We start from the raw sequence: 26,254 nt of genomic DNA on the forward strand, positions 1-26,254 counted from the left end.
AAATAAAAGTGCAAGCCTATAAGCCGGGTTCTGTTCCCTGATCAACAGGGTACTCGCCATTTATCTAGCCCTGACCTCGCGGACAGGATCCATCGATCTACCCACTCCGGTTTTCCGGCGAGCCGGAATTGGACGAGCAGCCCTTGGACCGGAGCCTATTTGATCTTTCAACCCATAAGGTTTGCCCTGCGGCTTCGGTCACCCGAAACCCGGTGGGCTCTTACCCCACCATTTCACCCTTACCGCTACAAAGATAGCGGCGGTATATTTTCTGTGGCACTGTCTGTGACCATACCGTCACCGGTATAGCCCCTTCCCGTTAGGAAGTATGGCGCTCTATGTTGCCCGGACTTTCCTCTCTCCATCTTCTCAAGAGAATTTGGACAGCGGCGAGTCGGCTTGCACGGTACAAAAGTAACACAAAATATCTTCGCAGTTACTCATTGGAATTGAAATAAGCCCCACAATTAATCAAAACTGCCCATCCAAAAAACCTCCTCAGTTCGTAAATGAAATCAATCATTTTGGTACTTAGGTTAAACCGCTTGGTCTGATTTGGTTCAACAGGGGAAGAATCTTTAAGTACCAAAGGATAAAATCCTTGTAAGTGGCAAAATGTAAATCAATACTATATTGCTCTGATTGATGCTTTAAGGCATATCTGAGTCCATAGATTTTTTCGATTTAAAGTGGAATAGTATCTAAAAAAACAATTGCTTATTTAAAGTCCTTATTTGGATTAAGTTTAAATAGGAAATACATTTGCATTGTTAATTGTAATAAATCTAAATAAGGATAAGCGTCATATATTTTCATGCTAAATCTACCCTCCACCCGATTTATCTTTCTATTGGTCCTGTCTATTTTTATTTCTTTTGGGGCTATGGCTTCGAAATCCTTGAAAGATGCTGACAACGAACTAGTCTTAAATGGTATGGTCAAATCCAATGTCGGTGAACCTGTTCCTTATGCCAGTATCATGGTATTGGGAACTGTAAAAGGAACTCTGACCAACTTGGATGGCTCTTTTCAGATTTTTGACCTAAAAGACGGCAAATACAATGTCAAGGTCTCGGCTTTAGGTTTTAAATCCATCACCAGAGAAGTGGAAATCATAGATGGTGTCATTCAACAATTGAATATTGTTTTTTCTGAAATAGGGGTTGAAATGCCTCAAGTGGATGTGATTGCCGGCAAAGACAGGATATTCAGTAAAGTGCCTGGATCGGTAACCTTTATTGATCAAAAAGAAATTCAGACCATCGCCCCTCTTTCTGGCAATGAAGTGCTCAGAAGATCTCCCGGTGTCCACGTGGTTGATGAGGAAGGTCTGGGTATGCGGGTAAATATCGGCATCAGAGGTCTTGATCCGGACAGAAGCCGATCTGTCTTAGTCATGGAGGACGGCATTCCAGTCGCCTTGGCGCCTTATGGAGAACCGGAAATGTACTATTCACCTGCCATTGACCGAATGGCTGGGGTGGAAATTTTGAAAGGTTCGGGACAGATTTTATACGGTCCCCAAACCATCGGTGGAGTGGTGAACTATATCACCCCGAATCCGCCGGAAGAGCAGGAAGGCTCCATCAGGCTGCAGGGAGGACAGGGAGGTTTCTTTAGCGGGCTGGTCAATTATGGCAACACCTTCGGCAATACAGGTCTGCAGGTAAATCTCATGAAGAAAACCGCTCAGAATGTAGGCCCTACCGAATTTGACATTACGGATTTCAACACAAAATTTTTGTTCAATCTCAATGAACGATCTGAATTGGGAGTGAAACTTGGGATTTACAATGAAGTCTCCAATTCCACTTATATAGGATTGAACCAAGTGATGTTTGATCAGGGAGGACAGGATTTTGAGAGATTGGCTCCTGATGATCAGTTGGATGTAAGCAGGTATTCCATCAGCTTCAGCCACCTGTACCGCTTCAATGAGCGGGTAAAGTTGAGGACCATTGCTTATGGGTACACCACGACCCGAAACTGGAATCGACAAGACTTTACCATCAATGAAACCAATACCCCTCCAGCCAACTGGACAGGAGTGGAGTGGGGCGACAGAAATATACCGGGTGGTGCCATCTTCATGAGAAATTCTACGGGAAACAGAAACCGTCAATTTCAGGTAGGAGGTATCGAACCCAGATTGGAAGTGAATCACAACCTCTTTAACAGGGACAATGAATTGATCGTAGGAACCAGACTTTTGGTAGAACAGGCACTGGAACAGCGCGTCAACGGTACCCAGGCAGGTGTAAGAAGCGGGAACCTGGTGGAAGATGAAATGCGTACAGGAAATGCCATCAGTGCCTACGCCCAGAATAAAATCAACTTATCTGAAAAGTTTATGTTGAGTGCCGGGGTTAGGGTGGAAAGTTTCAATTACGAAAGAGATATTTTCAGAAGAAGTTTTCCAGAAATAGGTATTAGGGATACTTCTTTGGTAGCCGGAAACAACGTCGTGGAAGTAATTCCGGGAATGGGTTTCAATTACCGACCCATGCAGCGATTGAGTATGTTTGGGGGAGTGCATAAAGGTTTTGCCCCTCCAAGGGTAAAAGATGCCATATCCAATTTGGCGGATGTTTACGAGTTGGATGCCGAAGAAAGCTGGAACTATGAGCTTGGTTTCCGTTCTGATTTGGTCAGCTGGCTCTATTGGGAAGCGACAGCTTTCAGAATGGATTTTAAAAATCAGATCATTCCCGTTTCAGAATCCAGTGGTGGCTTGGGCTTTGGCGTGGTAAATGGCGGTGCGACATTACACCAGGGAATAGAATCAGCCTTGATTTTCGATATCAGCAAATTAACTGGGCTGAGCCAAGTGAAACTATTGTATGACCTAAACCTGACTTATGTTCATTCTACTTTTTCTGAAGACAGATTCAAGGGGGATATCAATATCAACGGAAACAGAACGCCTTACGCACCCGAATGGTTGATCAACACGGCGATTACCTTGGAGACTGAAATGGGATTGGGTTTCAGGCTGACAGCCAACTATGTAGCTAGTCAGTTTACCGATGAAATAAATTCACTGATTCCCGCGGTAGATGGGAGGACAGGGCAGATTCCAAGTTATTTTGTCATGGATGGCACGGTTAGCTATCAGCTCCCCAAATGGAACTCTCGGTTTAATTTCAGCGTGAAAAACATAACTGATGAAAGATACATTGCCAGCAGAAGGCCTCAGGGTATCAGGGTAGGATTGCCCAGATTCATTACCGCCGGTTATGAATTTAGATTTTAAAAAAAAATAAAAAAAGTTTAAACATTTTTGAAACCAGCAAGTTTTTAAATTATAAAGGCTTTAAAAAGCTTTTCTTCATAGTGCTGGGTTTGAGCCGTTCCGATAATTCGGAACGGTTCTTTTTTTATATTGTATAGATTTTGACGATAATACCAGTAGTATGGAAAGCAAGAGGCACAAAAAATTCAAAAGACTCATCAGGCTAGTCAATTTTTATCCGCCTTTTCTTTTTTCCGGAATCAAGGTGATTGACCACAATGAAGATTTTACCTCCTTCAGGTCGAGGCTCAAACTGACTTTTTACAACAGAAATTTGGTTGGGACGGCATTCGGAGGTTCATTGTATGCCATGTGCGATCCTTTTTTCATGTTTATCTTGATCATTAACTTGGGAGATTCCTACATCGTTTGGGATAAAGCTGCTTCAATAGATTTCAAAAAACCGGGAAAAGGAACCGTTTTCGCTGACTTTACCATTGATCCCAAAAGAATCGAAGAAATCCGACAAATTGTAAATGAAAAGGGAAAAGGGGTTTTTACCTTTCATACCCAAGTAAAGGATCAGTCTTCCCAGGTCATTGCCAAGGTGGAAAAGCAAGTGTATGTGAGAAAAAAGTAAAATGAATGAATTGCCAAAACTGTTATACCTTTGTGGATTAGTAAACTTCAGTAAATATGATTTTGGTTGGGAATGCGGTGCTCAGTGATGATATCAAAGAAAAATTCTTTGTGTGTGATTTACACAAATGCAAAGGAGCCTGCTGTGTGGAAGGGGATTCAGGCGCACCTTTGATGGATGAAGAAACATTGACCATTGAAGAGATTTACCCTAAGGTCAAGCCTTATCTATCCAAAGAAGGGATAGAGGCCATTGAAGCCAAAGGAACTTGGGGCATTGATAGGGACGGGGATAAAGTCACCACCACCATTGGTGAAAATGGGGCCTGTGCCTTTGCTTTTACAGACAGCAAAGGCATATTAAAATGTGGGATAGAACAAGCTTATCTGGCAGGGGAGACCTCATTCAAGAAACCCATCAGTTGTCACCTATATCCCATTCGCGTCACCCAATACGAGCAATACGACGCATTGAACTACGATAGATGGGAAATTTGTGATCCTGCCTGTCATCTGGGCAATCAATTGCAGGTTCCAATTTATAAATTCCTGAAAGATGCGCTGATCAGAAAATACGGAGAAGACTGGTACAACGAGCTTCTTCAGGAAATTGAGGGATGAAATCAGAACGAAATGAAAGCGGGATCCGTTAACAGGAACAATATCCGGTTATGAAAACACTTTTTACTTTTACCGCATTTCTGTTCTTGGTCAGTGTTGGGCATAGCCAAAGTTTTATCAAACGCTACATCAATAGTATCATCAATGATACCTCCGACATTTCTCAGCCACAACTGCTGATCTATCCTACCTTGGCTTATGCGCCGGAAACGAGTTGGGAAATAGGTTTTAGCTCGCTTTATGTGTACTATGCCAAGCGGGATACAACAAACAGGCTAAGTGAAATCAATGGATTTACATTTTTTACTTTGGAAAATCAATACGGGATTTGGTTTGACCATGCCATATACGGTGACAAAGAAAACTGGTTTTTTTTGGGAAGATTACGGTTCCAGAGTTTTCCCTTGTTCTATCATGGCATAGGACCGGATTCTCCGGCTGATTATCTGGCTTTGGTTGACGGGAATCAGATATTGGTTAAGGAAAGGGTTTTGAGAAAAGTCCGTAAAAATCTGTATTTCGGTTTGGAAGTGGATTTTCAAAGATTCAATAGGGTGGAATTTATCCCCAACTCGGAGCAGGTCGATTTTGATTTGCCTATAGGATATGAAGGATCTACCAACCTTGGATTGGGGGCAGGTTTGGTCTATGATAACAGACACAATGTATTGAATGTAAGGAACGGCTTCTTTTCAGAATTGGGATTGATCCGTTCCGGACAGGCATTTAGTGATTTCAGCTTTACCAGTGTCATTTCTGATACCAGGATTTTTAGGCCCATAGGAACCCGAAATGTCCTAGCAGCCCAGCTGTTGGGTCAATTCAACAGCGGAAACGTGCCCTTCAACCAAATGGCACTTCTTGGTGGAGAAAGCATCATGCGTGGTTATTATTTCGGTCGATTTAGGGATAAAAATCAGATCGCCTCCCAGGTGGAAATGAGGTTTCTTCCCCTCAAACTCGGCTTTACAGATCGGATCGGAGCAGCCGTTTTTGCAGGAGCGGGTACCGTTTTTCCAGAGTTTAGCCAATTGTCATTGGATAAATTTGTTTGGTCGGCAGGAGGGGGCTTAAGGTTTCTTCTATTCCCCAAAAAAGACATTTATACCCGTCTGGACTTTGCCGTCACCAGAGAGGGCAATGGCTTTTATCTGTTTATTGGGGAAGCTTTTTGATGTTGACTAAGTTAATAATTATTCTGCCTTTACTTCATTTTTCAGTGGTTTGCCTTCCTCAAAATCCGTCAGGTTGTCCAGCGTGATTTTGGTGATTTCCCGTAGGGCTTCTTCGGTCAAAAATGCCTGATGGCCGGTAATCAATACATTGGGAAATGTCATCAGCCGCATGATCACATCATCCTGTATGACTATTTCTGATAAGTCCTTGAAGAAAAGCTTCTCTTCCTGCTCGTAAACATCTATGCCCAAAAAACCAATGTGTCCATTTTTTAGTCCATGTATCACTGATTTTGTGTCTATCAAAGCACCCCGGCTGGTATTGATCAGTTTTACCCCTTTTTTCATCCATTGAATGGTCTCCTCATTGATCAGGTGATGGGTATCTGGGGTTAGCGGGCAGTGGAGGGAAATGATGTCGCTTTTCGCCATAAGGTCTTTTTTTGAAAGATATTTTACGCCCATTTGCTTCACTTCCTCATTTTCGTAAGGATCAAAGGCCAATACCTCACAGCCAAAACCCATCATGATCCGGCAAAAAGCCCTCCCGATGGCCCCGGTACCGATTACCCCGACTTTCTTCCCATAGAGGTTGATTCCGGTCAAACCTTCTATTGAAAAATTGTTTTCCCTCACCCGGTTATAAGCCTTATGGGTTTTACGGTTGAGCGTCAGGATCAAGGCCACCGTGTGTTCTGCCACCGCTTCCGGGGAATAGGCCGGTACCCTTACCACTATGAGCCCATGATCCCGGGCAGCCTCGAGGTCAACGTTATTGAAACCTGCACACCTGAGGGCAATGACTTTGATCCCTTTTTCCGGCAGTTTTTCGATGATGTCACGGCTCAGCTTATCATTGACAAAAATACAGACTGCCTCATGACCCTCACAAAGGTTGATGGTGTGGTGAGACAGATAATCCTCAAAGTAATCAATTTTGTGGTTGGTTTGTGACAAGTAGGCATTGAAGTGCTGCTTATCGTAGTTTTTGGTGCTGAAGAAGGCAACTTTCATGGAGGGTAAGGTGAGGTTGGTTTTTTGCTTAATCTTACAATTTACCAATTCTTCTCCCAAAAAAATAAGCCATGGAAAATTGATTTTTCCATGGCTTTTATCATTAGAGATGTTGTGGTGTGTTACATGGTTCGGTCGATCTTCACCTGATCCAAACCGCGCTTTTTCAACAAGGCATCTATTTTGGGTTCAGCACCTCTGAAGTTGACATACATGTCCATGGGCTCATCGGTACCTCCTCTTTCCAGGATTTCCCTGCGGAAGGCCTGTGCTTTCTTAGGGTCAAAAAGGTCTGTCTCCTTGAAAGCCTGAAAAGCATCCGTATCCAGTACCCCGGACCAGATGTAACTGTAATACCCGGAAGAATATCCCCCTGAAAATACATGTTGGAAATAGGTACTTCTGTACCGTGGGATGATTTCGTCGATCAACCCAATCTCTTCCATGGCAGCCGCTTCAAAATCAGTGGCATTCTCCGAAATGGGTTCTTTTTGGGTGTGGTAATTCAGATCCAGCATGGATGCCGCAAGGTATTCTGTGGTACCGAATCCCTGACCGAAGGTGCCGCTCGCCTGTAGTTTATCGATGAGCTCATCCGGTATGGGTTCTCCTGTTTTATAATGGACGGCATATTGTTTCATCACCTCGGGTTCAGCAGCCCAGTTTTCCATGATTTGAGAGGGCAACTCCACAAAGTCACGGGGAACCGAAGTGCCTGCCAGGCTTTTGTATTGCACATTGGACAACAGTCCGTGCAAGGCATGTCCAAACTCATGGAAGAAGGTCGTTACTTCATCAAAAGTCAACAGTGCCGGGGTGTTACCGGTGGGTTTGGAAAAATTACAGACTATAGAGATGACGGGTGCTTTTCTTTCTCCCTTCACTGTTTGTTGCGGCCTGTAAGAAGTCATCCAAGCGCCGCCTCTTTTGGATGTTCTTGGATGAAAATCCATGTAAAGGACGCCCACATGGCTTCCGTCGGCCTCTTTTACCTCATAGGCTTTGGCTTCGGGATGGTAGGTGGGGATGTTGTCAATGCGCTCAAATTGTAATCCGTATAGTTTTTGGGTGACCATAAAGACCCCTTCCTGTACCTTGTCCAAGCTGAAATAGGGCTTGATTTCCTGCTCATCCAGATCAAAATTCTGTTGGCGCAGCTTTTCTTCATAAAATCTCCAGTCCCAGGGCTCGAGCGGGGTATCTTTTCCCTCTGCCTGCATCATCTGCTGTATGGCCTCTCCTTCTTCCTTGGCCTTGGCCAAAGCAGGGGTCCACAGCTGATTGAGTAATTTATATACATTCTCTGAATTCTTGGCCATGGATTCTTCCAACACATAATCCGCATGGCTTTCATAGCCGAGTAACTGGGCTTTTTCTCTGCGCAGGTTTGCCATTTCTATCAGAATTTCATTGTTGTCATACTGATTTCCCTGGTCGCCCCTTTTTTTGTAGGCTTCCCAGATTTCTTTTCTCAATTCCCTGTTTTCAGCATATTGAAGGAAGGGCATGACACTGGGATTTTGAAGGCTGAAACGCCACTTGCCTTCCATATCTGCGGCCTTGGCATCATCCGCCGCGGCATCCCTGAGTTCTTGAGGCAGCCCAGCCAAATCAGCCTCATCTTCTATGATCAGTTCATAGGCATTGGTCTCCGCCAGTACATTCTGACCAAACTGCAGGCTGAGGACAGAAAGTTTGCTGTTGATGTCCCGCATTTTTTCTTTGTCTGCATCATTCAGATTGGCACCGCTCCGCACAAAAGATTTGTAGGTTTTTTCCAGGAGTTTGTGTTGTTCAGCATTCAGATCATATTGGTCTTTTTGCTCCCACACGGTTTTGACCCTTTCAAACAAGGCCTCATTGAGGTTGATGTTGTCCCTGTGCTTGGAAAGTTCTGGGGCCATCTCCCGGGCAATTCTTTGGATTTCGTCATTGGTATTGGCAGAGTTCAGGTTGTTGAAAACAGCCCCTACCTTGCTCAGTAACTCACCGGAAGCCTCCATGGCCTCTATGGTATTGGCAAATGTTGGTTGCTCTTGGGAGTTGATGATGGCATCGATTTCTTTTTGTTGTTGGGCAATGCCTTCCTGCAGAGCAGGGGTAAAATGTTCGTTTTTGATGCGGTCAAATGGCGGAACACCAAAAGGTGTTTCGTACTCCTCGAAGAATGGGTTCATGGTAGTTTCTTTTTCATTACGTGGGCTACAGGAAAAAAGCAAAATTCCTGAAACCATCAGGATCATCATGGATTTTCTCATATGTTGTTGTATTTGGGTATGATTTGCTCACAAATATAAAACATTTTTCCTTCGACATGAACTTTGGTGATGGACGGTAGGAGGTGGAAATAAGGTCAAGGAATGGAAAGGATAAGCAAGAGCAAACTCCTGACCATCATCGCGGAATTTGCCCATACATTTATAGGGTAGGTAAAGGGCTTGGATTTTTTAATCCAGATTAGAAAAAACCTCCTCAAGATCAAGTTTGAACCCGGAAATACATTTCGAAGCCACAACATCCCCAAGGGTAAAAAGCTTGGAAGACACATATTTCTTGTCCACCAGGGTATAAACCAACAGGGTCAGTTCAGAAGGGTGTATGATCCAGTATTCTTTTACCCCGCTTTCTTTATACACTTCATATTTGTGCTGAAGTTCTTTTTTGTTGTTTCCCGGGGAAAGTATTTCTACAATGAGATCAGGGGCACCGATGCATCCAAATTCGTCCAACTTACCTTTGTCACAGATTACACATATGTCTGGCTGAATTACAGTACAGATGTCTTCATTTTTCTTTGATTGGACAGGAAGTCTTACATCAAAAGGGGCCTCATATACTTCACAAGGATGCTTGCTTAGGTAGTTGTGTAATTTTGCAAAAACATTGCCTGATATTTTTTGGTGGATTCTTCTAGGAGCAGCTGCAGCCGATCTGAAAACTCTCCCTTTGATGATCTCCACCATTTCATCCAACTCCCATGTCAAATAATCCGCATAGGAATATACCCCGTATTCGGTAAAGGGCTCGGCTGCTTTGTTTTGATTTTCAGGTTTGGAATCCATGGTTTTCATCTAACTAAGATATGAAAAACAAGGGTTAGTCAAAAGAATTTGAAAGGTGAATCAGGCACCTCAGACACCCACTCTGTTCCAAAGGATTTTATTTCCATTTATAGAAATACGTATTGGTTGCAAATTTTCATCCGTTACTTTTGTGACCGGAGCAAACTTGAAAACAATGAACCTTGTAAAGCCCACCTTGGCCGTAATTGTTTTTTTATTTTTATGTGATTCACTGGCTTTTTCACAGGAAAAGGAACAATATGTTATTCTGATTTCACTTGATGGTTTCCGATATGATTATGTAGAGCGGTTTCAACCTGAAAACCTGCTTAAATTTATTGAGAAGGGCACTGCTGCAGAAGCCTTGATTCCCTCTTTTCCTACCAAAACTTTTCCCAATCATTATACAATAGCCACCGGCAAGAGACCTGAAAACCATGGTCTGGTGGACAATTCTTTCTACGACCCGGCAAAGGGCCAAACCTACAGGATCAATAATCGGGAGATAGTGGGTGATGGGGATTGGTATGGAGGAACACCTTTATGGGTATTGGCAGAACAAAGCGGAATGAAGGCCGCGAGTTACTTTTTTGTGGGGACTGAAGCCCCTGTAAAGGGTATCCGGCCTTCCTATTATCATTTGTATGACGTAAACGTCCCTAATTTGACCCGGATTTCTGTGGTACTGGAATGGCTCCAACTGCCTGAGCGTGAAAGGCCGAATTTAATAACACTCTATTTTTCTGATATGGATGATGTTGGTCATCGGTATGGCCCAAGCAATGATGAACAATTGTCAGTCCGCTTGCAGCGACTGGACAAGGAACTCGGGGTTTTATTTGATGGTTTGAATAGTCTGGATATGGATCTCAATGTGATCATCGTATCAGACCATGGCATGGCAGATGTCCCCAAAGAACAACTTCTCGATCTAAATGTGATCACAGCTGATATTCCTGCCCGTGTGGTCAACAATGGCGCTTTGGCTCATTTGTACCTGGAAAATCCTTCTCAAACCGAACAAATAGTCCAACAACTTAACCATACCAAAGGCCCCTATAAAGCGGTAAAAACGAATGATACCGAATATTACCAAGATCTTGAAAAATTTGGGGCAAGAATCGGTGATATTCTGATTATCCCGGATTTTGGACATTACTTGGCCACTCCTGCAGGAATGATGGCCTATCAAAACCGAACCGCCAGATTCAAAACCAATGTGTATGGAGAACATGGTTTCCATCCGGAACACATGGAAATGCACGGAATATTTTATGCCAAAGGTCCGGCTATAAAAGAAGGGATGCAGGTAAAGCCTTTTCAAAACATCCATGTCTATCCTTTGATCTGTCAGATTCTAGGATTGCCTATTCCGGATGACATAGATGGGGATTTGGAAGTCTTGAAACCGATATTGAAAGAAAAATTATGGAAAGAAAAGCAATAGAGAACAGGGAGGATGTGTCGCTTTTGGTGAGGAGCTTTTATGCCAAGATCAGAGTTCATGAAAGCCTTGGGCCGATATTCAATAAAGTGGTGGAAGATTGGGAATCCCATTTGGAACGACTGACTGATTTTTGGGAAATGGTCCTGTTACAGTCTGGTCCAGGAGCAGGCAAATTCAATCCAGTCCCTGTTCATAAGGAAGTTGACCGAAGCACGGGAAACAGCATCGAGCAATTGCATTTTGGAAACTGGCTGGAACTTTGGTTTTCAACTTTGGATGCGTATTTTGAAGGTAAAAATGCGGACTATGCGAAAGAACATGCCCGACGCATGGCCCATATCTTGTTTTTTAGAATTTTGGAAGGAAGGGGAATCAAAATAAAAGGATAAAGGAATATGATCCTTTATCCTTTTAGGGTATCAATTTTTCAGATACGGAGTTTTAACTGTTTTTCTGTTGTCCTTTATTTTCTATTGTTTCTGTACCCAAGTATTGTCCATTTTCATAGGTTTCAGACTTGATCCATAGGCCGTTGTCATTGAAGAAAAACTGATTGCCATGTTTTAAATCATCTTTGAAAATGACCTCACTGTTCAATTGCCCATCCCAGTCAAACCACTGCCAATTGTTTTCCCGTTTGTCATTTTTGAACAATCCTTTTACTGCCTCTGAACCGTTTTCATAATAGGAAATGGAGTAACCATCTTTCTGCCCCATATAATAGTTGGTTTGATCCAAAAGTGTTTCCATTCCATCATCAAAGAAAGTTTTCCAGTTGCCATTGCGAAGGCCATTTTTTAAACTGCCCCTTGCAAGAACCCCACCGGAAGGGTAATAAAGGACATAATCGCCAAAGCCTTCAGTCACCAACTGACCTCCCTCCTGATCCCATTGATTCCATATTAGTTCTTTACCTTCTTCAAATTTGGCTTCCACATGCATTTGTCCGTTTTCATGGTACAAGTTCCAAATCCCGACTTTTTTCCCATTGTCTATTTCACCTTCTTCTTCCACCATTCCATTGGCATAGAAAGACCTGTATTTGCCTTTTCCGTTTTTGATGATGGTTTTTCCTGATGCATCGATCAAAAAGAGCCAATCCATGATTTCATTGGAATGGTAATTTATGGTACTCAACAGTTTTCCGTTTTCATCCCAAGTGTTCCAAAGCCCTTTTCTTTCTCCTTTTTCAAAATGCCCCTCCTCAGAAACCTGGCCATTGGTATGAAAAAAAGTCCAGAGACCTTCTTGCCTGTCCAACATATACTCACCTTTTGCCTGTAATACACCATCCGGGTAATTTACAATCCATGGGCCTGTCATTCTTCCATATTCGTAGACACCCGAATCAGCTACTGATAGGCCCGCATGAAAAGAAATGTATGGTCCATGGGCTAGCCCATTGCTATAGATTTCTTTTTTGGTCAGGTTGCTTTCCTCGTCATAATATTGCCAAAGACCGGTTTCAACTCCATTTTCAAAATGGGCTTCCAATGCCAAGGCATTGTTTTCATGAAAATATTTCCAGGTACCATTGGCTAATCCTCCTGATAATTCCCCTTGTGAAAAGACAGCCCCAGAATCATAGAAATAGGTTTGTTCCCCTTCCTCAGCCTTGGGCAAGCTGAAAATCAGACCACCTATACAGACCGCAGAGAGGATAGACAAGGGAAGACGCAACGCCGATCCTCTTGGCGTCAAATCACCGTCAACCTCCAATTCTGATGGGATGGTTCTAAAGGCAATTTTATAGCCCTGAAAAATGGCAATGCCATAAAACAACAGGTCAATGATGTCAAAGGATTCAATGAACAGTGTCCCTATATTGCTGCTGTCAATCAATCCAAGCACCTGCCAATAACCCATGTCCAACTCATTGCCGATAAAACCTACCTGACTGAGAAGATTGCCCAGTACGCAACCTAAAAGGGCAAAAAAACCTCCAATAAAACCAAATATGGGGTCCACTCCCGCTCCGAAGAACCTGACTCCATAGCCTACCAAAAACCCGACGCCAATGGCCATGAAACCAATCTGATAATGAGTAATTACCGTAACGGTAGCCCATAGTAAAGCAGCGACCACAGCGATCAAAAATCCACCTAGAATAGCAAATCCCAAACTTTGGTGAGACCTGATTTTGTCAAGGATGGGTTCTGGTAATGACGTTAACCATTCTTGGTGATCAGGGGCTAGGATTTCTTTTTCTTCTAGAGTTTGTTCTTTGACAGCAGTGTCTCGTTCAAAATAAGCGCAGTTCTCTTCGAAGTCTGCCGCTTTATCTGTTAACCTGCAAACCAAACCATGCATCGGATCAAACTTCCGTTTGACACATTTTTTGCAAAATTGTAATCTTTCTCGTTTTTCCATTTCAAAAAGGATGGGTGATAAAAAAGGAATAAAAATGAACGTGAAATATAGGTTAAATTTTAAATAAATAGTATAAACTTCTCATTGTTTTTTTTTGGAGTTTTGCCTTCAGGGTAAATGCAAAAAAAACAAGGACCACCTGTAGTTTCAGATTGATCCTTGTTTTACCAAGATTTTTGGTGGATTTCAATTAAAACCCAACCATTTCTTCATCATTCTCTATAGAGACCACCTCCTCCTTTTCGGCGAGTTTCAGAATTTCTTCGCCGGAAAGCGTGGCACTAAAAGTGTTTTCCATCACTTTTTTGGACTTAGGAATGCTTAGATCTGAGGTCTCTTTTGTTAAGATGATGACCTTTTGAACTTGCTTTTTGTCTTTGTCTATGGTCTTTTTCAGACCGCTGGCTATTTTTCCCATAGTTGTAATTTCTATTTTTTAGATTCCTATCGGGTCGCCAAGTCGCAGTTGATTAGACCATAACCGAAGGTAGTATCCAGACCAGGATGACCTAGGTCAGATGAGGTGGTGGCTATTCTTCGGTTGACATTGTATGGTGTGATACCAGGATACCGTTGTATGATCAAAGCGGCCAATCCAGCCACATGGGGACAGGCCATACTAGTTCCGCTTTTTAGGCCATAGGCATTATTTGGTATGGTGGAATTGATGCTGACGCCAGGGGCAACTACTGTCACTTGATTCCAAGGACTTGTCTGCCCACCCCTTGAGGAAGTACCTGCTATGTTTTGGTTTTGATTGATAGAACCTACTGCGATTGGTCTGGAATTTAGGCTGGTGGTCAGGACGGAATTGGCAGGTGCACAAACCCAAGGGAAGCTGGTTCCATAGGAGTTTCCTGAGGCTATCACCACGGTGACCCCATTGTCTTGGCACCGTTTGACGGCATTGGCATAGGCGGTGGAGGGAGGATTGCCACCACCCAAACTCATGTTGGCCACCTTGATCCCATTGCTGATACACCAATCCATGCCGGCAATGATCCAGCTACTCATTCCTGAGGCCCTGCCTGTCGATGCATTGTGCTGAAGAACTTTGACCGCGAACAAATTGCACTCAGGAGCCACTCCGACTACCCCGATCATGTTATTTTTTGCAGCGGCTATCCCTGCACAATGGGTTCCATGGCTGTTTTGATCAGCAAAATCAGTTTCCCCTGGTATGAAGGAAACCCCGCCGGAAATGACCAAGTCAGGATGGGTGGATATACCCGAATCCAATATGGCCAACCTTACTCCCTGTCCTCTCAGTCCCCTTGCCCAAGCTTGAGGTGCTTTGACCATTTCAATGTTCCAAGGCACCGGTTGGGTAAGTTTTGGCAATGGAAAATGCGGGAAATGTGGGAATTGTCTAAAAAACGGAGGAAATTGTGGAATGGGCTGAGGGATGGGCACTATTGGGGGAAAGCCAGGTTGGAAAGAATTGTGTGGAATATGGGCAGCACTCGGATGGGCAGCTAAACCGGCATTTTGGAATGCAAATACATCTGCCAAGGCCCTGTTGTAACCTTCCATATACTCATTGATGAAATTTTCCTTTTTCTCGCCATTTTCCTGTCCAAAGAGTTCGTCAAATTGTTTAAGGTCATCAACCTCCGCCAAAGCATACATTTCATAATCCTCTTCTACCGCAGTTATTTCCGGTTTTTCAGAAAGTTTTTCTGCTTCTTCTGCCGTAAGTTCCGCTGAAGAGATTCCTAGGTTTTCAAAGACCATTACCTCATCGGCTTTAGGTTCATGATCACTAGCCATCATTTCTACTCCCTCTTTGCACTTGCTTTTGGGAACCCCAATCACTTTGCTCACCTCATTGGTGTCCACATGATCATCCGCGAAGGTAATTAGATACCTTTGGTTACTTGACTTTTTCATATTGGTATTGGGTTTGATTTTCCCTACTCTGTTTGGGCTTTTCGGGTACCGCCTAAAAGAAATCCCTGTCTAGAATGTTACATTCAGAAAATGTGTCCTTAAGACTTTTCTGACCGATTGCAGCGGCATGGAGAAGCTTGCCGTGATGAATTTGCAGTAAAAACGGATAAACAAATGATTCAAAAAGTGAAATAAAGCTATGAAAAATTAACATAAATTAAAAGAAAACAACAAGTTAATGCGCCCTGAAATTTGACTCTTTGTGGTAAAGATACCTTCATTTCTTGGTTTTGTAAAAATTGAATTTTGCCCAATTCTCCCTAAGCTTCGGGATTTCAGGCAAGAAAAGAAATTTTTCCAAAACCATCAGCTTCTCAATTCGCAAATCCTGAATTCCTGCTGATACTCCTTTCAGGTCAAGGTACCCTTCAAAAACCCTTTGATTGGTAAAAGGCATTTTACTTTTTTCCCATTTGGCAACATGGACTTCAGAACCATTGAGGTAAAATCTAAACAGGTCAATGGGTTCCTGAACCTGATGCCAACCAAGTGTATCTAGTGTAACTGAATACCGGCTCTTTAACAACCTGACGGTTTTTTCATCAAGAGGATAGTAGGCAATAAAAATCCTGATTTCATTTTGAGCGGTATTGTCATCGGACAATAGGACGCGTGGAAATCTTTGATCATCTTTCAGGTAGGATTCAAAATATAGTGATTTGTCGGACCATAAAAGGTCATCCCCGCTTAAATTGGTTGTATTAGAATACATATGAAACCCTTTGGTGTCAGCCAAAATCAAGGGAATGGAGACGACAAAAATAAAGAAGACGTAAAGGGGAGTAGCCCATTTGCCCAGATTGCTCTGATAAATGGCTTGGATACTTCCAAAAATGGTTTTGGTGAATCTCTTTTTCCATCCTGCTTCTTTTGTCAGAAGCATGGTAAAAGTTAAAACCAGAACACTACCTAAAAATATCAAGTAAACAGTGAAAAAATCCAGATCAAACCATTTGTAAATCAACAGCAGCAAGGAAAGAAATAGTGTAATTGGTAAAATAGCAAAGGCAAACATCAAGGGAATGGCAAAAGACATGCTGCAGACTTTTTCCAGTCGAATAACCATGTCCAAAGGCTTGGCGTATTCATAATTCTGACTGATTTTAAACAATTTTTCTTTGATGACTCCATGTGGAAATGCGTAACTCAACCCGAGCACACCAGTCCATGCAAACCTCAATACCAGATGCGCCACCAGAAAAATTTTAAAAACATTGATGATCGAAGAAAGGTAAATCAAAATCAACCATGCACCTAAAAAATTAAGTCCACCATCCTGCATCAATCTCACAGAAAAGTCGAAAACCTGAGATGGAAAAGCGAAAATAAAGGCCAGAATTATACCTGACATGATGACTTCAGGCTCCCAGCTGTTTTTCTGTAGGTGTTTCAGCCAGCCTAAGTCTTCTTGAGGATTTTCTTCAGGGTCAATGCCTTGGTCAATATCTTGGCTCATATTCTCTTTTTTCGCAGATTATGAAAAATAGAAATTTATTCACAGCAATGAAAATCAATCCTTAAAAAAGAAGAAACTAAATTTACACGAGTGAAGCAGGAATACATGGCTATAACTTGGAGTGGGGAAGGGTAGCCCTATTTCGATAAGTATGAATGCCTGAAGCCAATAACAGAATTCCAACCATGATGAGTGCAGTGAAAGCCACGGTTTTTTCGGTGCCCCAATGTTTGTAGGAAATCGCTGCCAGTGCCCAAGCACCTACCAGGGCTGCTTCCCGCATGTTTCTGTTTCGAATCAGAAAGAGATAAATTCCGGTGGAAACCAGCAGAACGACTTCAGTCCAAATCAATTCATGCTGCATCAACCAGCCTTGTTTGTAAAACCAAACCGACAGATTCGTTACCGACGCTACTACTATCCAACCCGTGTAAATACAAATGGGCCACCAGACGAAAACAATAATGTCCAAAGGAGCATCCCAGATTTCCAGTTTGAGACGAACCACCAAAATCAACAAAACCAGTAAAAGCAAGAAAATAATCAGAACAGACAACCCAATTTGTTCACCGGTCCATACCACAATCCACGCTGCATTGAGCAGATTGGCTACCCCCAACCAGATAAACGTGGGATCTAGTGATTTTTCCGATTGATTTTTGAAATAACTCACCCATTGAAATACAATGAAAGCAGTGAGCAATAGATAGATAAGTCCCCAAATGGCGAATGCATACCCGGCCGGAGTGATCAAAGTGTCAAATTGATTGCTGATCTCCCCTACGGATTTTCTGCCTCCGGCACCGGAACCATAGAGGTAATTGAGGTACAGGGTAATGCCAAAAGTAAGGGTATTGAAAATCAGCAGGAACAGTCGCATGGCAGGATTAAATTTATTGGTGGAAGAATTAAATTTAAGTGTTTATTTCAGCTTTTGCCCTATATGAACTTATGAAAATCAATAATTTCAGAATTTAAAAAAATCAAACCCATTCTATTTACTTTAGGAGAAACACGGTTTATTCATCCGAAACTATTGAGACCTTCGTAGGTTATCAAGTGATGTTAGTACCTCAATTATGATGAAGCTGATCTATTTTTGTCTGTTTGTTTTTCTTTTTTCCTCCTGCTCCTTCAAAAGGGTTCATCGTGTTAAATCCATTGATTACATGGAGGAGAGGCAATTGGATATATTGCCCCAGAAACAACTGAATATCTTTTCGCCCAAAAGATCCAGTGGCAAACGGGATGTATTGATTTTTCTCCATGGAGGAAGTTGGCGTTCGGGCAACAAAGACATTTATAATTTTTTGGGAAATCGCTTGGCAAGGAAAGGTGTTGTGGCTGTGATCATAGACTATCCACTCTCCCCTGATTATCAAGTGCATGATATGGCCCTTGCTGCAGCGCAGGCTGTCAAATGGACCAAAGAAAACATTGCCGGTTACGGGGGTGATCCGAAAAGCATTTTTGTGTCAGGCCATTCTGCGGGTGGGCACCTCGCCGCCCTTATTTCGGTCCGAAATATTTATTTTGACAGTGTTGGTATTCAAAATCCCATCAAAGGAGCTGTTTTGATTGATGCAGCCGGATTGGATATGCATTGGTTTTTGCAGGAAATGGATTATGAACCAGGCACCTCTTACCTTCAGGCTTTTACCGATGATCCCGAGGTCTGGAAAGCAACTTCTCCCATCTATTTTCTGGATGCCCATGATCCGCCCTTGCTGATCATGATGGGAGGGAGGACCTTACCGGGAATTGAAAAAACCACGTTCCGTTTTCTGGAAGCCTACCGGGAAATAGAGCCCAATCCCGAATTCCACCTTCAAAAAAGGAAAAAACATGTGCCCATGATTGCCCAATTTCTCTATTCACCAAACAAGACTTACCGATGGATCTTGGATTTTATGGAAAAGAGCCGCAATGAAAATTAGGCTCTGTAAGTCAGATTAATAGTGATCCAAATTCATAAGGTGATGATTATTTTGATCGGCTTTTTTAAGATAGCTTGGATATTTCCTACCCATTGGCCAATTTGAATCAATATAGACAAACAAATGAAAAATTATAGGTTCAGGTTATTGGTACTCGCTTTCTTTGCAAATTATTTTTTGTTTCAGCCATTGGTTTTTAGTCAAACCCAAGATGAACAATTTGAGAAAGAGGTGGCTGAATTGGTTGAAAAATACAACGCACTGGGTTGGAAAAAGGGATCAGTGGTATTTACCGGGAGCTCCAGCATTCGATTATGGAAAGACTTGGAAACCGGATTTCCGGAATATCCGATCATCAATACAGGTTTTGGGGGATCGCAGACCCATCATTTATTGACCCATTTGGAACCGCTGGTAATAAGATATGAGCCTGCTACCGTTTTTATTTACGAAGGCGATAATGACATCAACGCCGGTAAATCCGTTCAGGAAATCATCAACACCATGGATAAGGTGGTCCGAAAAATTTCCAAAGAAAACGCTGAAGTTCAAATCCACTTGATCAGCACCAAACCTAGCCCTTCCAGGTGGAAACTCAAAGACAACTATCTGGCACTCAACAAGGCGCTCTCAGATTATGCAGAAGGCAGGAAGAAGGTGACCTATATAGAGGTCTGGAAACCGATGATAGGCCAGGATGGCAGGCCCATTCCTGCATATTATGCCGCTGATTCACTCCATTTAAGTGATCAGGGGTATAAATTGTGGGAAGAAATTATTTCTAAATATCTACCTTAAAGGGGAATTCTAACTTGTCAATGAAATAGTTGGGTACCGACAAAGAAGCGATAACCATTTTTTTATAATCAAACAGTTAGTTAAAAAATTATTTTTTAGTTGCAATGGGCATTTCAGTTGCTTTTTGGGAAAAGGATTTGATTTAAATTCTGATGCTTTTGGGTATGTGGAAGTGATCATATTTTTTAAATTGATAAAAAAGTTCATCTTCAGAATTTGCATTAATTTTCACGATTCGTTATTTTGGTTTTAATAGAGGATCATGATTTCAATGGAACTTAAAAAGTATTAATAATGGCGAAATCCAACATCCAAGACCTTCCTTTAGAAAAACTGGTAACAATGAAGCGGACGCTTTTGACTGTCACATTCGTGCCTGCGGTCTTGTTGATTGTTTACCTGATATATGTTTTTAATTCGAATAGTTTTGAAAATACCAAAATCCTCTTGATTATGTTTCCCGTGATAGCCATAGGTGGGATCTTTCTACCGATCATGCAGTTAGGCAAAATCAATGCAGAATTAAAACGCAGAAAAGGCATGGAATGAGTTTAAGAATTTCCTAGTACTATTTACCTAAAGGTTTTGTATTTATTCTGAAGTTCATTTTATGTCTCCCTCAACATGTATTTCCAAGGTAATCCTAGGGGTCGGCATCATTCCATTCAACCAATTTTACTGGATTTCAAATCGCAAAGATATCAGGCTATACGAAAATTTTCCAGCAAAGAAGCGGAGAACCCAAACCTTTAAATCATTTCCTCAAAAACCTCTTCCAAATCGAGCACAAATCCCTCTATGGCCTGAGAGGCTACTTTGTCTCCGTGGGTAAAAATCCTGGAAGTCAGGTATTTCCCATCAACCAAGGTATTGACAATCAAGGTGCATTCATTGGGATGAATGATCCAATACTCCCTTACACTGATTCTTTATACACCTCGTATTTGTTTTGCAGTTCTTTTTTGTCATTACCTGGAGAAAGGATTTCCAGGATCAGGTCAGGAGCTCCTATGCAACCTAATTCATCCAATTTTTCAGGATCACAGACCACACAGATGTCGGGCTGAACGACTGTATCAATGTCTTCATCTTTTTTGGACTTGATCGGTAAGCGGACGTCAAATGGTGCTGTAAAAACCTCACATTTTTTTCCTTTCAAAAAAGCAAATAGTTATGCAGACATTTTCATGGAAACCCTTTGGTGTCTGACACTCGGCGCAGCAGCCTGCCTGAATACCCTTCCTTTGATCAGCTCGACCATCCCGTCAATTTGCCAGGTCAAATAGTCGGCATAGGTATACCTTCCATATTCTGAAAAGGGCTCCTCAGCTTTATTTTTTTACTGCTCCTCGTTCATATTATAAAGATAGTCAAAGGATCGGAGAGCGCAATGCAACATTTGTTCCCGGCAAGGATTGGAGATTTTTCAACTTATTGAAGTTGCCAGGTTTATCAGATGAAAAGAGATTTGGTAGTTGGAAATAAATATCTTCTACTTTTCTTAAACCCGAAAGTTAAAATTACTTAGGGATGGTCTTCAGGCTTTCGAATCTTGGATATTTTGATACTCTTTGTTTGAAAGTAGCCTGTTATAAATGTAAGTAACCCCCAAAACCATCAAGCCCGCGATCAAGGCCAAAAGGACATTGAAGTAAGGAGGAGCTGAAAGGGTTAACCTGAGAAATATGGTTGCCAAGGCAAATGAGGAATACCGGAAAAGATTATAGTATTTGCTGGTATATCTCAAAGAGAATAGGAGGATGAAGACATCAGTGAAAATCAGAAGCGTATAAAACAGTTTGATGCTGTAGATAAACTCATGGGTTTGATAGGCAGAAACGACATCAAAAATACCCAAACCTATGAAAGAAAGGGTCAGATAAATGGAAATCAGTTTTTTGATGGCTACAAAACCCCTTTGCTCTTCATAACTTTGGGTAATGCGGATATGTCTCTGTGCACGGTAAAACAAACCTGTAATCAGGAAAATCAAAATGGCACCAAATGCATCGGATATTATAGGGAGGAGTTCATATAAAAACCCCAAATCCCAATTCAGGTCACCCAAGTAATGTCCAAATTCCTTGAAGGCATCCCTCAACAACAAGAGAGAAATAATTTCAAATTGCTTGCCTACAGAATCTGCAACAGATTTAGGAATAAGGAAAATCAATCCCAAGACTTCAAATATCAGCAGGACATTAAAGGCAAGTTCAATGGCAAAAAACGCAGAGAAATTCTCTCCTAAATCCAGAAAATTCAAATAGGACAACAGCCCTACAAAAAGCCCAACCACAAAAAAACCTACTACAACGTTACTGATCACTTTGGACACCGGGGGACTTTCCCAATGCTCATCCAAAATATCGAATATGTTGATTTGCCATTTAAAAAACTTCTTGATCATATTGTTTCCTAATTGAAATTTTCATTCTATACTAAACTTATTCTGTCTTTTGATTTTTGTTTCAGTTGATAATTTCCAACTTTTTCAAATAGCCCCTCTTACCAACCATGGTCAATTCCAACCTTTTGTATTTCAATAAGTTTCGTTACACTGTGATATTCACAAATTTTTCTAAATTTAAAGATTCAGCAAATTACAACTTGCACCAAAAAATCAAAGCACCCAACAATAGGTCAATATGGAAAAATACACAATTATCATCAATGGAAAAAAACAGGAAGTAACGGCCGCTGAAGATATGCCCCTGCTTTGGGTACTTAGGGACCTGTTGTCCTTAAAGGGCACGAAATACGGTTGCGGGCAGGCCTTATGTGGCGCTTGTACGGTTTTGGTCGGCGATGATGCCAGAAGATCCTGTAGCTTGCCGATTTCTTCTATAGGAAACCAAAATATCACCACCATTGAGGGTCTTTCTCAGGATGGGAATCATCCATTGCAGAAAGCTTGGGTGGAGCACATCGTTCCCCAATGCGGTTATTGTCAAACTGGTCAGATCATGAATGCTGCTGCACTCCTCAAAAGTAATTCCAGTCCATCTGAAGCTGAAATTGAAAATGCCATGGCAGGAAATCTGTGTCGATGCGGCACTTACAACCGGATCAAGGATGCTATATTGACCGCTTCCAAATCTTAATTTTTCATTTGACCTAGACATCTTAAAGTTATGATGCCCAAATTCCCATTCCTCAAAAACAAAGAATCAGAAAATAAAAGCAAAGTATTTATCCCTTCAAGGAGGGAATTCCTGAAGATCAGCACCCTAGCTTCAGGAGGATTCCTCCTTGGAGTAAATTTTCAGTGCAGTGGACCCAAAGGCGAATTGGTAACTTTTGCCCCAAATGTATACCTCAGTATTGATTCCGACAATCAGGTAACAATAATCGCCCACAGGTCCGAAATGGGCACCGGAATCCGGACTTCACTTCCTATGATTGTTGCTGATGAATTGGGTGCTGACTGGAGCAAAGTCAAGATCGTGCAGGCCGAAGGTGACGAGGAAAAATACGGTGACCAAAATACGGATGGTTCCTATTCCGTCCGGATGTTTTACGAACCCATGCGCAAAGCCGGTGCTACAGCCAGGCATATGTTGATCGCTGCTGCCGCAGAAAAATGGGGAATAAATGCTTCAGAATGCGCTACCGAAAACGGACAGGTCATTTCTACCAGTGGTAAGAAAATAAATTTTGGGGATTTGGTAGAAGGCCTCAAGGATAAGCAAATCCCCGATGCGACCACCATTACCTTGAAGGGATTCTCCAGCTACAAACTTATAGGTAAGGATATAGCCATCTATGACAACAAAGACATAGCAACCGGAAAAGCCGTTTTTGGAGCAGATGTAGACCTTCCGAATATGCAGATTGCTGTAGTAAGAAGAAGCCCTGTAGTAGGTGCAAAAGTAATTTCATACAATGACGCAAAAGCCATGGCAGTACCCGGTGTCAATAGGGTAGTCCAAATTGAAGGAGCGGGTATTCCTCCTGGTTTGGACAAACCTTTGGAGGGAGTTGCTGTCATCGCCGACAATACCTGGGCGGCTATGAAAGGGCGGGAAGCTTTGGAAATTGAATGGGATTTGGGTGAAAACCAAACTTATTCTTCTGCAAAGCAATTGGATGATATGCTGAAGAGCACCACCGGAAATGGACAGGTCAGAAGGGAAAGAGGGAATTTCAATGCAGCCCGTCAGTCAGCAGGAAAAGTAATTGAAAGGACTTACTTGGCGCCATTTTACGCCCACGCCACTTTAGAGCCACCTGCTGCAATCGCGGATTTCAGGGAAGATGGAAGCTGTGAGATTTGGGCGCCGAGCCAGCATCCACAATGGGCGAGGCAGGCGGTGGCCGATGCTTTGCAAATGGATTTGGACCAAATCAAAATGAATGTCACCTTGTTGGGAGGAGGATTTGGGAGAAAATCCAAGCCCGACTTTGTGGTGGAGGCGGCCTTGCTTTCCAAATCGGCCAAATCTCCTGTGAGGGTTCAATGGACCAGAGAAGATGATCTACACCATGATTTTTTCCATGCCCAAAGCGCCCAAAGAATCAAAGCCACCTTGGATAAAAACGGAAATTTCTCCGGCTGGAACCACCACACGGTTTTCCCTGCCATCGGTGCCACAGCAAGTGCCGCCGAACTTCATCCTTCCGATGGGGAATTGGGTTTGGGCTGCATTGACTTTCCTTTTGAAGTACCCAATATCAGAATTGAAACACATGAGTCGAAAGCCCATACCCGAATAGGTTGGCTAAGGTCTGTAAGCAATATCCACCATGCCTTTGCCATCAATTGTATGTTGGATGAAATCGCAGAAACAAAAGGAATGGATCCGGTAGATTTTATTTTGGACATACTTCCTGAAAACAAAGACCTGGATTTTGCAGGTGAAATAAAGGGTGATTTTAGTAACTACGGAGAACCTTTGGAAAAATTCCCTTGGAATACCAAAAGGCTGAGAGGTGTGATTGAAAAAGTAGTCCAAGAATCCGACTGGAATAAAATGGTTTCGGATGGAAAAGCTGTTGGCTTCGCAGTCCATAAAAGCTTCCTCACCTATGTCGCCTGTATCGTAGAAGTGACCAATGGCAGCAATGGGCAGATCATTATCCCTGATGTTCACTATGCGGTGGATTGTGGGATAGGGGTTAACACAGACCGGATTAGGTCCCAATTTGAGGGAGGGGCACAATTTGCCACAAGTTTGGCCATGTCCTCGGCAATTACCCTGGAAAATGGCCAAGTGCAACAAAACAATTTTGACGGCTACCAGATCATCCGGATGCCTCAATCCCCTAAAAAAATCCATGTGCATATCATAGAAAGCATGGAAAAACCAACGGGTGTGGGAGAACCTCCAGTTCCACCCTATATCCCTGCTTTATGCAATGCCATCTATAAATTGACAGGCCAGAGGATTTATCAGTTGCCAATAAAGGTTTAGCCCTTTGAGGTTTTTTTTAACCTCGAAGGGTTCAAAGGTTAAGGATTACGTTTAATTTTGTATTCTTGATCTAATTTTCAGAAAGTACATTTGAGGCGGAATTTGATTGGCAGTCAAAGGATTTCCGATAAATTTCTTACAAAAAGTTTTCCCTAAGCCTACCAACTCTGAATTCAAGAGAGTTGGCATCTTTTTTCGGATATTTAATTTTCTTCAAGATACATCAGTTTCCTTTGTAATTGTTTGAATACAAAAGATGGGGACTAAAGTAATTTCAAAAAAGCTTACCTTAATTGTCATATAAAAGTAACTTTTAGACACTAATGGTTAAGAATGAAAAAATCTATACTGGAAGACATCCTTAAAGAACTTCACCAGCAAGCTTACCATTGGTCAAGGCAGTGCTGCTCATTTGATGAGGATTTGGAAAAGGATGTTTTGCAGCAAGTATATTTAAAAATCCTGAATGGAAAAGCCATCTATAAAGAAAAATCCCAATTGAAAACCTGGCTGTTTTCAGTAATCCGATTTACAGCCTCTGAATGGAGAAAAAAAGACCAAAACGTTTTCCCCATGGATATGGATTTTGATACGGCTGAACAGGAAGAAGAGGCCAAAACAGATTCACATGAGGATTTGATCCAAATACTCCCCGAAAGGCAAAAAGAGATTTTACTGTTGGTGTTCTACCACAACCTTACCTTGGAAAAAGCCGCTGAGGTAATGGGAATCAGTATCGGTTCGGTCAGGACCCATTATGACAGGGGAAAGAAAAATCTCAAAGACCTTATCTTAAAAAAGACACTACATGAAAACAAAAGATAATTCCGAAGAACAAAACCTGAAGATTTTCTTTAGCGAAATGAAGGCAAAGGATTCAGCACTTGTGATTCCTCAGTTTCCAAAAATCAGGAAATCAAAATCATGGAGTTTGATACCATTGGGAATTGCGGCTTCATTGGCTTTATTGGCTTGGTTTGATAGGGGGGATAAACCCATCCAAACTTTGGATCACGACGTGATCATCATTACCCTTGAAGAAGGTGAAAACAATGAACTCCAATTCATAATTGAATCCACTACTGAATTGGAATCTTGGGAATCCCCGACTTCTTCTCTTTTGACTGAATTTTAACATTAAT

At 42.2% G+C, this 26,254-nt stretch carries 22 protein-coding genes, 1 other RNA gene and 2 pseudogenes; 14 read left to right on the top strand and 11 right to left on the bottom strand.

Annotated elements, in window-relative coordinates; translation table 11 throughout:
- Positions 1-3: 3 nt before the first annotated feature.
- Positions 4-406, bottom strand: an RNA gene (gene rnpB / locus H1A14_RS22145) — RNase P RNA component class A.
- Between the two features lie 528 nt (positions 407-934).
- Between rnpB and H1A14_RS23460 the strand changes: the two are divergent.
- The 5 genes and pseudogenes from H1A14_RS23460 to H1A14_RS22165 all read left to right on the top strand — a co-directional run.
- Positions 935-1,528: pseudogene (locus H1A14_RS23460) on the top strand (carboxypeptidase-like regulatory domain-containing protein); the annotation flags it as partial.
- 12 nt (positions 1,529-1,540) lie between these two features.
- Complete coding sequence (locus tag H1A14_RS22150; RefSeq protein ID WP_394355343.1) at positions 1,541-3,253, top strand: TonB-dependent receptor family protein; 1,713 nt, start codon at positions 1,541-1,543, stop codon at positions 3,251-3,253.
- Positions 3,254-3,413: 160 nt separating this feature from the next.
- Entirely contained in the window at positions 3,414-3,872 is a 459-nt protein-coding gene (locus tag H1A14_RS22155) for a DUF4442 domain-containing protein (protein ID WP_194778500.1), read from the top strand.
- A 56-nt stretch (positions 3,873-3,928) separates the two neighbouring features.
- Entirely contained in the window at positions 3,929-4,492 is a 564-nt protein-coding gene (locus H1A14_RS22160; protein WP_194778501.1) for a DUF3109 family protein, read from the top strand.
- 50 nt (positions 4,493-4,542) lie between these two features.
- A complete protein-coding gene (locus H1A14_RS22165) occupies positions 4,543-5,667 on the top strand; it encodes a BamA/TamA family outer membrane protein (protein WP_194778502.1) in 1,125 nt (374 codons plus the stop codon).
- Positions 5,668-5,685: 18 nt separating this feature from the next.
- On the opposite strand, the gene H1A14_RS22170 is transcribed toward H1A14_RS22165, so the two are convergent.
- The 3 genes from H1A14_RS22170 to H1A14_RS22180 all read right to left on the bottom strand — a co-directional run bounded on the left by H1A14_RS22170 (position 5,686) and on the right by H1A14_RS22180 (position 9,743).
- Positions 5,686-6,681 carry a 2-hydroxyacid dehydrogenase gene (locus H1A14_RS22170; RefSeq protein WP_194778503.1) on the bottom strand — a complete coding sequence of 332 codons (996 nt, stop codon included), beginning with the start codon at positions 6,679-6,681 and terminating at the stop codon, positions 5,686-5,688.
- Positions 6,682-6,803: 122 nt separating this feature from the next.
- Positions 6,804-8,939, bottom strand: a complete 2,136-nt coding sequence (locus tag H1A14_RS22175; protein WP_194778504.1) for a M3 family metallopeptidase — start codon at positions 8,937-8,939, stop codon at positions 6,804-6,806.
- 189 nt (positions 8,940-9,128) lie between these two features.
- The gene (locus H1A14_RS22180; protein ID WP_194778505.1) at positions 9,129-9,743 is read right to left on the bottom strand and encodes a Uma2 family endonuclease; all 615 of its coding nucleotides are present in this window, start codon (positions 9,741-9,743) and stop codon (positions 9,129-9,131) included.
- A 175-nt stretch (positions 9,744-9,918) separates the two neighbouring features.
- Here H1A14_RS22180 and H1A14_RS22185 point away from each other — a divergent pair, with 175 nt between their 5' ends.
- Together H1A14_RS22185 and H1A14_RS22190 are read left to right on the top strand one after the other, a co-directional pair.
- Positions 9,919-11,190, top strand: a complete 1,272-nt coding sequence (locus H1A14_RS22185; protein ID WP_194778506.1) for an alkaline phosphatase family protein — start codon at positions 9,919-9,921, stop codon at positions 11,188-11,190.
- Complete coding sequence (locus tag H1A14_RS22190) at positions 11,172-11,579, top strand: group III truncated hemoglobin (RefSeq protein WP_194778507.1); 408 nt, start codon at positions 11,172-11,174, stop codon at positions 11,577-11,579. The genes H1A14_RS22185 and H1A14_RS22190 overlap by 19 nt, the downstream gene beginning before the upstream one ends.
- 52 nt (positions 11,580-11,631) lie before the next feature.
- Here the strand turns inward: H1A14_RS22190 and H1A14_RS22195 are convergent, their stop codons facing one another.
- From H1A14_RS22195 to H1A14_RS22215, 5 genes are all read right to left on the bottom strand, one after another.
- Complete coding sequence (locus tag H1A14_RS22195; protein ID WP_194778508.1) at positions 11,632-13,560, bottom strand: hypothetical protein; 1,929 nt, start codon at positions 13,558-13,560, stop codon at positions 11,632-11,634.
- A 190-nt stretch (positions 13,561-13,750) separates the two neighbouring features.
- Positions 13,751-13,978, bottom strand: coding sequence for a protease inhibitor I9 family protein (locus tag H1A14_RS22200; protein WP_194778509.1), 228 nt, complete (start codon positions 13,976-13,978; stop codon positions 13,751-13,753).
- A gap of 26 nt (positions 13,979-14,004) precedes the next feature.
- Complete coding sequence (locus H1A14_RS22205; protein ID WP_194778510.1) at positions 14,005-15,450, bottom strand: S8 family peptidase; 1,446 nt, start codon at positions 15,448-15,450, stop codon at positions 14,005-14,007.
- A 277-nt stretch (positions 15,451-15,727) separates the two neighbouring features.
- Positions 15,728-16,966, bottom strand: a complete 1,239-nt coding sequence (locus H1A14_RS22210) for a hypothetical protein (RefSeq protein WP_194778511.1) — start codon at positions 16,964-16,966, stop codon at positions 15,728-15,730.
- Between the two features lie 109 nt (positions 16,967-17,075).
- Positions 17,076-17,846 carry a tryptophan-rich sensory protein gene (locus H1A14_RS22215; protein WP_194778512.1) on the bottom strand — a complete coding sequence of 257 codons (771 nt, stop codon included), beginning with the start codon at positions 17,844-17,846 and terminating at the stop codon, positions 17,076-17,078.
- A 199-nt stretch (positions 17,847-18,045) separates the two neighbouring features.
- Here H1A14_RS22215 and H1A14_RS22220 point away from each other — a divergent pair, with 199 nt between their 5' ends.
- The 3 genes from H1A14_RS22220 (at position 18,046) to H1A14_RS22230 (ending at position 20,250) form a co-directional block, all read left to right on the top strand.
- A complete protein-coding gene (locus H1A14_RS22220; RefSeq protein WP_194778513.1) occupies positions 18,046-18,903 on the top strand; it encodes an alpha/beta hydrolase in 858 nt (285 codons plus the stop codon).
- Positions 18,904-19,026: 123 nt separating this feature from the next.
- Complete coding sequence (locus tag H1A14_RS22225) at positions 19,027-19,701, top strand: GDSL-type esterase/lipase family protein (RefSeq protein WP_194778514.1); 675 nt, start codon at positions 19,027-19,029, stop codon at positions 19,699-19,701.
- Positions 19,702-19,995: 294 nt separating this feature from the next.
- Positions 19,996-20,250: a hypothetical protein gene (locus H1A14_RS22230; protein ID WP_194778515.1), complete on the top strand. Its 255-nt coding sequence runs from the start codon at positions 19,996-19,998 to the stop codon at positions 20,248-20,250.
- Between the two features lie 200 nt (positions 20,251-20,450).
- Here H1A14_RS22230 and H1A14_RS22235 read toward each other — a convergent pair.
- Together H1A14_RS22235 and H1A14_RS22240 are read right to left on the bottom strand one after the other, a co-directional pair.
- Positions 20,451-21,040 (bottom strand): annotated as a pseudogene (locus tag H1A14_RS22235) (Uma2 family endonuclease); the annotation flags it as partial.
- A 198-nt stretch (positions 21,041-21,238) separates the two neighbouring features.
- Positions 21,239-22,108: a hypothetical protein gene (locus H1A14_RS22240; protein WP_194778516.1), complete on the bottom strand. Its 870-nt coding sequence runs from the start codon at positions 22,106-22,108 to the stop codon at positions 21,239-21,241.
- Positions 22,109-22,346: 238 nt separating this feature from the next.
- On the opposite strand from H1A14_RS22240, the gene H1A14_RS22245 reads away from it, so the two are divergent.
- The 4 genes from H1A14_RS22245 (at position 22,347) to H1A14_RS22260 (ending at position 26,247) form a co-directional block, all read left to right on the top strand.
- Positions 22,347-22,802 carry a (2Fe-2S)-binding protein gene (locus H1A14_RS22245; RefSeq protein ID WP_194778517.1) on the top strand — a complete coding sequence of 152 codons (456 nt, stop codon included), beginning with the start codon at positions 22,347-22,349 and terminating at the stop codon, positions 22,800-22,802.
- 30 nt (positions 22,803-22,832) lie between these two features.
- Positions 22,833-25,112, top strand: coding sequence for a xanthine dehydrogenase family protein molybdopterin-binding subunit (locus H1A14_RS22250; RefSeq protein WP_194778518.1), 2,280 nt, complete (start codon positions 22,833-22,835; stop codon positions 25,110-25,112).
- Positions 25,113-25,445: 333 nt separating this feature from the next.
- Positions 25,446-25,937 carry an RNA polymerase sigma factor gene (locus H1A14_RS22255; protein WP_194778519.1) on the top strand — a complete coding sequence of 164 codons (492 nt, stop codon included), beginning with the start codon at positions 25,446-25,448 and terminating at the stop codon, positions 25,935-25,937.
- Complete coding sequence (locus tag H1A14_RS22260; RefSeq protein ID WP_194778520.1) at positions 25,921-26,247, top strand: hypothetical protein; 327 nt, start codon at positions 25,921-25,923, stop codon at positions 26,245-26,247. Before H1A14_RS22255 ends, H1A14_RS22260 begins: the two co-directional genes overlap by 17 nt.
- Positions 26,248-26,254: the final 7 nt, after the last annotated feature.

It is taken from the genome of Pararhodonellum marinum (assembly GCF_015354735.1).
Classification (GTDB): Bacteria; Bacteroidota; Bacteroidia; order Cytophagales; family Cyclobacteriaceae; genus Pararhodonellum; species Pararhodonellum marinum.